This is a genomic window from Kitasatospora sp. NPDC048286 (assembly GCF_043201735.1).
GTDB lineage: Bacteria > Actinomycetota > Actinomycetes > Streptomycetales > Streptomycetaceae > Kitasatospora.
The window spans coordinates 215,970-221,894 of sequence record NZ_JBICZE010000013.1; the positions used below are offsets into that span (position 1 = coordinate 215,970).

4 protein-coding genes are annotated in these 5,925 nt (G+C 70.9%); 1 reads left to right on the forward strand and 3 read right to left on the reverse strand.

All coding sequences use genetic code 11. The features are described 5' to 3' along the window. Positions 1–40: 40 nt before the first annotated feature. On the forward strand, positions 41–691 hold the full coding sequence (locus tag ACGF13_RS29375; RefSeq protein ID WP_392880733.1) for a hypothetical protein: 651 nt from the start codon (positions 41–43) through the stop codon (positions 689–691). A gap of 513 nt (positions 692–1,204) precedes the next feature. Here ACGF13_RS29375 and ACGF13_RS29380 read toward each other — a convergent pair. From ACGF13_RS29380 to ACGF13_RS29390, 3 genes are all read right to left on the reverse strand, one after another. After that, complete coding sequence (locus ACGF13_RS29380; protein ID WP_392880735.1) at positions 1,205–2,638, reverse strand: NAD(P)/FAD-dependent oxidoreductase; 1,434 nt, start codon at positions 2,636–2,638, stop codon at positions 1,205–1,207. Positions 2,639–2,842: 204 nt separating this feature from the next. Continuing rightward, positions 2,843–3,721 carry a nuclease gene (locus ACGF13_RS29385; RefSeq protein WP_392880737.1) on the reverse strand — a complete coding sequence of 293 codons (879 nt, stop codon included), beginning with the start codon at positions 3,719–3,721 and terminating at the stop codon, positions 2,843–2,845. 207 nt (positions 3,722–3,928) lie between these two features. Beyond that, positions 3,929–5,098, reverse strand: coding sequence for a cytochrome P450 (locus ACGF13_RS29390; RefSeq protein ID WP_392880739.1), 1,170 nt, complete (start codon positions 5,096–5,098; stop codon positions 3,929–3,931). Positions 5,099–5,925 lie beyond the last annotated feature (827 nt).

Sequence of the window (5,925 nt, forward strand, 5' to 3'; positions counted from 1 at the left end):
TGGATCTCACCCCCTTTGAACAGAGAAGGGAATCGATGTCATGAAAGGCATCGCACAGAAGGTCCTGGCGCTTGCCGCTGTTGCCACCACGGCGGTCGCGACCGGCGTCGTTCCGGCTTCGCATGCCCAGGCCCGTGCCCGTCAGCCCATTTCCCCGGAGATCGGCATCCAGTTCAACCCCGACGGCGACCCTGGCCAGTGCGGTGGACGAACAGGCGAACAGTGGAAGCCCGAAGGGATCGCGACCGAACCGATCCGCTTCGACACCGACTCCCGACCCGGCGGCTGCCTGCTCGCCTTCGGCATCTACGACCCGAGCAATGAGCTGGCGGGTGAGCACATCACCTACACGTTCCAGGCCACCCCCGGCGCCGACCACGGCCAGTGCGGAAACGAGGGCGTCCATGAGATGCCGATCCAGAGGCAATCCCGGGGCTTCGGTCCCGTCATCCGGATCGACACCGACAACCGGCCGGGCGGGTGCGATCTCACGTTCGCCTTGTCGAGCGGTGCCAACACGACGTCGCTTTTCGTCGACTACTGGTCGGACGGCGACCGCGCCCAATGCGGTAACGCCCTACCGTTCCCCAGCGGCTTCAGCCCCGTGGACAATGACCGCACGGTAACCGCCCGCATCGACACCGACGACCGAGCCGGCGGCTGCCGGCTCCAACTGCGGCTGGGCCAATAGCCTCAATCCCTCGTGACGGCCCGTCGAATTCGCCTGGTGCCGCGAGGCCGCTGCAGGTGGTCTGCCGGGGTGCCGGTGTCATGGGGCACCACCGGCTCACCGCGGGTCTCTGCCGGGGCAGGTGCGAGTCGCCCGATGGGCGCGGCGAGCAGGGCGTCGGCAGGCGGTCGCGGCGGAGCTCATCGAATCCTCAGGTTTCCCCTGTGACGATCGTTCGTGTCGGCGGCCGCGCCTCGGGTTCCCCCACGGACGAGAGGTGCGCGGCCGCCGACGCTTCCGGTCTCCGGCCGCCGGCGGGCGGGCGCGGGCCGATGAACGGCGGTGCCCTCCGGTGACGCGTCCCCCGGGTCGGCGGAGAGGCACCGCCACCTCGCACCACGGTTCGACGTGGGCCGGGAGCCCCCGTGGAACGGGAAGCCCGAGTCTCGCGTTCGGGCATGTGCGCAGGGTTCGATCGGATCGACGCCGACCTCTTGCCGACGTTCCTGACGGCATGCCAGGTGGCCGCTCCGGCTACTTCCGCCGTTGCAGGTAGGTGTGGATCGTCTCGGCCAGGGCGGGCGCCTGCTCGTAGGCGAGCGGGGCGAGTTCGGGTGGGAGGACGAAGCCGTCGGGGAGCAGACCGTAGGCGTCGGTGAGCTGCCGGTGGTAGGCGTCGGCGAGCGCCTGGGGCCAGGCTCCGGTCAGGGGCGGGCGCATGCGGGCCTCGGCGGCGAGGGCCTGGTGGTGGGCGGCGGCCTCGGCGATCGCCTCCTGGGCGGTCCAGTCGCTGATCGGCGCCCGGTCGGGTCGCCACGGCGCGAGCCAGGGGCTCGGTGTGCCGTCGATGATCTCCCGGGCGAGTTCCTGGGCGATCAGGGGCGAGGCGTGCAGGCCGTCCCGGTGGGTGCCGGTCGCCACCCAGAGCCCGGGCCGGCCGGTGGCCCCGATCAGCGGGTGGCCGTCCAGGCCGATCGGCCGGTTGCCGAAGTGCAGGTGGCGCAGCCGGGCGGTGGCGAGGCCGTGGTGGAGCTGGCCGAGGGCGGCGTCGAGGAGGAACCGTACGGCGCCCAGCTGCGGGTTGTCGCCGGGGACGAGCGCGGGGGCGGCGCTGGCCCCGAGGTACCAGCTGCCGTCGGCCTGGGGCACGGCGTGCAGCCCGCACGCGTACGCCCGGTTCGGGGTGCGGAGCACGGCGGGCAGCGGGGCCGGGGCGGACACGCTCACGGCGGTGCCCTCCGCCGCGGCCACCGGCAGGAGCGTCAGCTCGGGATCCACCGCCTCGACCAGCGGGCTCGTCCACGCCCCGGCGGCCACCACCACGGTGGGCGCGGCGACGCTCCCGTCGCGGGTCGACAGGACGTAGCCGGAGCCGTCCGAGCGCAGTGGGGCGGTGGCCGTCCGCGTCACGTTCGGCAGCGAGTCGAGCGCGCCGTCCAGGGATTCGAGCCAGCGGCGGGCGTCCAGGAACGCCTCCTCGGGCAGGTGGAGGGCGCGCAGCGGCCGCTCGTTGTCCAGCGGCCGCACGGCCGGCACATCGGCGGGCTCGACCTCCTTGACCGCGACGCCGTACTCCCGACCGGCGCGGACGATCGCCGCGAACGACCGCTCGTCCAACGGCGAACTGACCGCGTTCAGCAGCACGAACGTGCCGGCCCCGTAACCGTCGCCATCCGGCCGGGCCCCGGCGGCGCCGGTCTCCTGCACGGTGCTGCGCCACCGGGGCCACCGCCTGGCGGCTTCCAGGGCCAGCTCGACCCGCAGACGGCCGTGCCGGCGGCTCAGCGAGGCCTCGGTCACCTCGCCCAGTGCCCCGAGCATGGCGCCGGCCGCTTCCGATGCCCCGGGGCCCCGGCGGCCGGACAGCACGACCCGGAGCCCCGGCCGACCGGAAGCCAGCGCGAAGGCCACCGACCGGCCCACCACGCCCGCGCCCACCACGATCACGTCCACCACGCGACGCGCCACCGAAGATCCTCCGCTCGACGACCGGCACCAGCCCCAGCACTACCCGCGGCGCCACCCGGATATCCCGACTCACGGTGAACACCCCGCCCCGTCGGGTGTGGAGCGTGCCCGGGATCGGGAACGAACAGGTGGGCTTCCGGCCGGATGGTGAACCCCCGGCCGGGCGGACGGACCCACCCGACGCCCCGCGCGTCGTCATCCCCCTCACTTCTCGACGAAGACGATGTCGTCGATCCGGGGGCGCAGCTTGATCGTGTCGCCGATGACGTCGATGATGCGGTGCAGGCCCTTGGTCGAGTCCCTCTGGTCGGAGAGGTAGTACTCGTCGTCCCCGCCGGCGAGGAAGGCGGGGAGGTGGTCGAGGGACGGTCCGAAGAGCCGCAGGTAGTCGGCCAGGCGTCGGAACAGCTTCGGCATGATGACCAGGTGGTCGGTGAGGGAGCTCAGGTCCTCGATCGTGGCGCCGCTGTGGGTGACGTCGTTGGCCCAGACGCTGTCGGGGGCCTTCTCGGCCCGCGCCTTCTGGGTGGTGGCGGCCATGTCGAGGCGCAGTTCCTTCGGCAGGTTCTTGTAGAACGTCGGGTAGACCAGGCCGCGGGAGAGCAGTTCGTGGTTGGCGGTCTGGTGCAGCAGCGGCACGTCGACCCTGAGGACGGCCCCGCTCTCGGCGTCCGGGATCGGCGCGCCCTTGCCGATCAGGGCGACGCAGCGCCCGTAGGTGTCGGCGCCGCCGGTGAGGATGAATCCGGCGACGGTCTCCGGGGTGGCGGAGGTGACCTTCTCGTCCGCCCCCTGTTCGACGTCGGTGAAGCCCAGCCAGGTCAGCAGGGCGTCCCGGGCGGCGTGCGCGCCCAGGTCGAGCGGCTGGTGCACGAAGTCGGGACCGACGCCCAGGTAGTGGGTCTCCAACGCGTCGATCCCGTCCAGTCGCAGGCTGGCGCCACCGTGGTCGTCCGTCTTGACCTTGTGGTCACCGGGGAGTTGGGACCAGACGGTGATGTCGTCGGGAAGGAAGTGGACGGTGTCACCGTCCGGTTCGAAGCCCTTGATCTGGTAGCGGCCCTTGATGAGCGTCATGGTCATGGGTAGCCTCCCGTAGTCGAGTCGCGACCCATTGTGATGCGCTTCGTAAGCAAACGGCGGAACCGTGCGGTCGGCGAGTTGACCGGGTGGTGTTCGCCGTGCCGGTCGTACCGCAGGCCGAAGGTGGTGGAAGGGCCGTCGGTCGTGTCGTGCCCCGACCGGTCGATCCCGTCCGGTTCCCGCGCCTGCGGTACGAGAGGCCACGGATCACCAGGTGACCGGCAACGCCTGCAGGCCGCGGAAGACCAGTTCCGGTACGTAGGTGAGTTCGGACTCGTCGACGGCGAGACGCAGTCCCGGATACCGCTTCACCACGGACCCGATCGCGACCCGCATCTCCCGGCGGGCCAGTATCGCGCCGAGGCAGAAGTGCGGCCCGTGCCCGAAGGCGAGGTGCGCTGCCGGTCCTTCGCGCGTGATGTCGAAGCGGCCGGGGTCCGGGTAGACGGCGGGGTCGCGGTTGGCCGCGACGATGACCGGCAACACCGGTTCGCCCGCCCCCAGTTCGACGCCCTCCAGCTCGACGGGCTCGGTCGTGACCCGGACCTCGGCCGAGGTGAAGAGCCTGCTGTAGCGCAGCAGTTCGTCGACCGCCGGTCCGATCAGGTCCGGTGACGAGCGCAGCAGCGCGAGTTGGTCCGGGTGGCGCAGCAGGGTCAGCAGCGAGTTGCCGAGCTGGTTGACGGTCGTCTCGTGGCCGGCGATCAGCAGGCCCTCGAGGTTGGCCAGCAGCTCGGGTTCGGTGAGGTGGTCGCCCTCGTCGTTGGCGGCGACCAGCGCCGAGATCAACCCGTCGTCCGGCTGCGCCCGCTTGTGCCGCACCAGGTCGGCGAGCCAGTCCTGCATCTCGCTCTGCGCGGCCCGCAGTTCGTCCGAGGTGATGTTCGTGACGAACAGCCGCCTGGTCCACCTGCGGATGGCCTCCGCCTCGGAGTAGGGCACGCCGAGCAGCTCGCAGATGACCATCAACGGCAGTGGAGCGCAGAGACCTGCCACAAGGTCCGCGGTCGGATCGAGGGAGTCGAGCAAGGAGTCCACGATGGACTGCACGCGTGGTTCGAGCTGATCGACCATGCGTGGGCTGAACGCCTGCGACATCAGCTTGCGCAGGCGGGCGTGGCGCTCGCCGTCCTGGCTGGAGATCAGGAGCGGGTCGGAGGCGACGGACAGTTTCAGCGGGCTGCCCGGAAGTGTGGCCGCCTCCCGGCTGAACCGGCTGTCGCTCAGGACCTGGCGCACCGCCTTGTAGGAAAGGGCGAGCCAGACGTTCGCCGGACCCATCGTCGCGAGGACGACCGGAGCCTGCGCGAGCAGAGCCTCGGCTTCGGGCTCGTTGTCGAGGTGGTGTGGTGTGGTGAGGGGAAACGTGGCTTGCATCGCTGCCTCCTGACTGGATGTCACCAGACCCGGGCACCGGGTTTCGGGCGCGAACGGCCGGGATCGATGCACGGATCGGTGACAGCTGGGTTTTGTGCCGCCGGTGGCGGTGGCGCTTCGCGATCGTCTCGAAGTCGGTGGGGGCGAACGGTTCGGCCGGAGCTGTCGGCAGCGCCGGTGGTCGGTTCGCCCGATCCGGGTGGTGATCGCCGTGCGGAGGTTTCCCCGGCTGGCCGGATGACGGTCGAGGACGTTCTTCTGCGCGAGTGCGAACGGGATTCTAGGGCGTTGTCACCCGCGGCGTCGACGGTTCCCATGAACCCGGCCGGGGCGTGACGATGCAGGGCGTGGACGAACTTCCTGACCTCACCGGCGGGTTCACCGGCGGACTCTGCGACGGGCCGTCCGTGAGAAATGGCGCGTTTCATAAAGGGCACGGGACGGATCTCGCCACGGTGCCTCTTTCGTGCAGGCGTATGAAGTTGTGATGTGCCTCCTTCGACACAGTCTTCACCTGGCCTGTGGCGAGGGCGTGGTGTTGCTGCCATGCTCGGCTGCGCGGCGGAACGATCATCGCCTCGGCCCCTACGCTCAGCTCACCAGTGCATCTCCTCGAAGAGCGTCGCCAACACCGGCGCTTCCGAGGACCGCTCCACTGATCCATAAGCCCGAAGCGCGGGCGAGTCCGGGTTCGGATACCACCCGGTCGCCGGGCTGCCCGCGTGCTCGATGATCCGGCCGCTCGCGCGGCCGGAGCCGCACCATCGGGACTGCTACGGAAACACCCCGCCTTCCTCCATCCCCCCGGCTCACGAGGTGTCGATGTG

Excerpts from the sequence above, each read along its gene's own strand:
- ACGF13_RS29390 (WP_392880739.1), bottom strand. The coding sequence starts at position 5,098 with ATGCAAGCCACGTTTCCCCTCACCACACCACACCACCTCGACAACGAG.
- ACGF13_RS29385 (WP_392880737.1), bottom strand. The coding sequence starts at position 3,721 with ATGACCATGACGCTCATCAAGGGCCGCTACCAGATCAAGGGCTTCGAA.
- ACGF13_RS29375 (WP_392880733.1), top strand. The coding sequence starts at position 41 with ATGAAAGGCATCGCACAGAAGGTCCTGGCGCTTGCCGCTGTTGCCACC.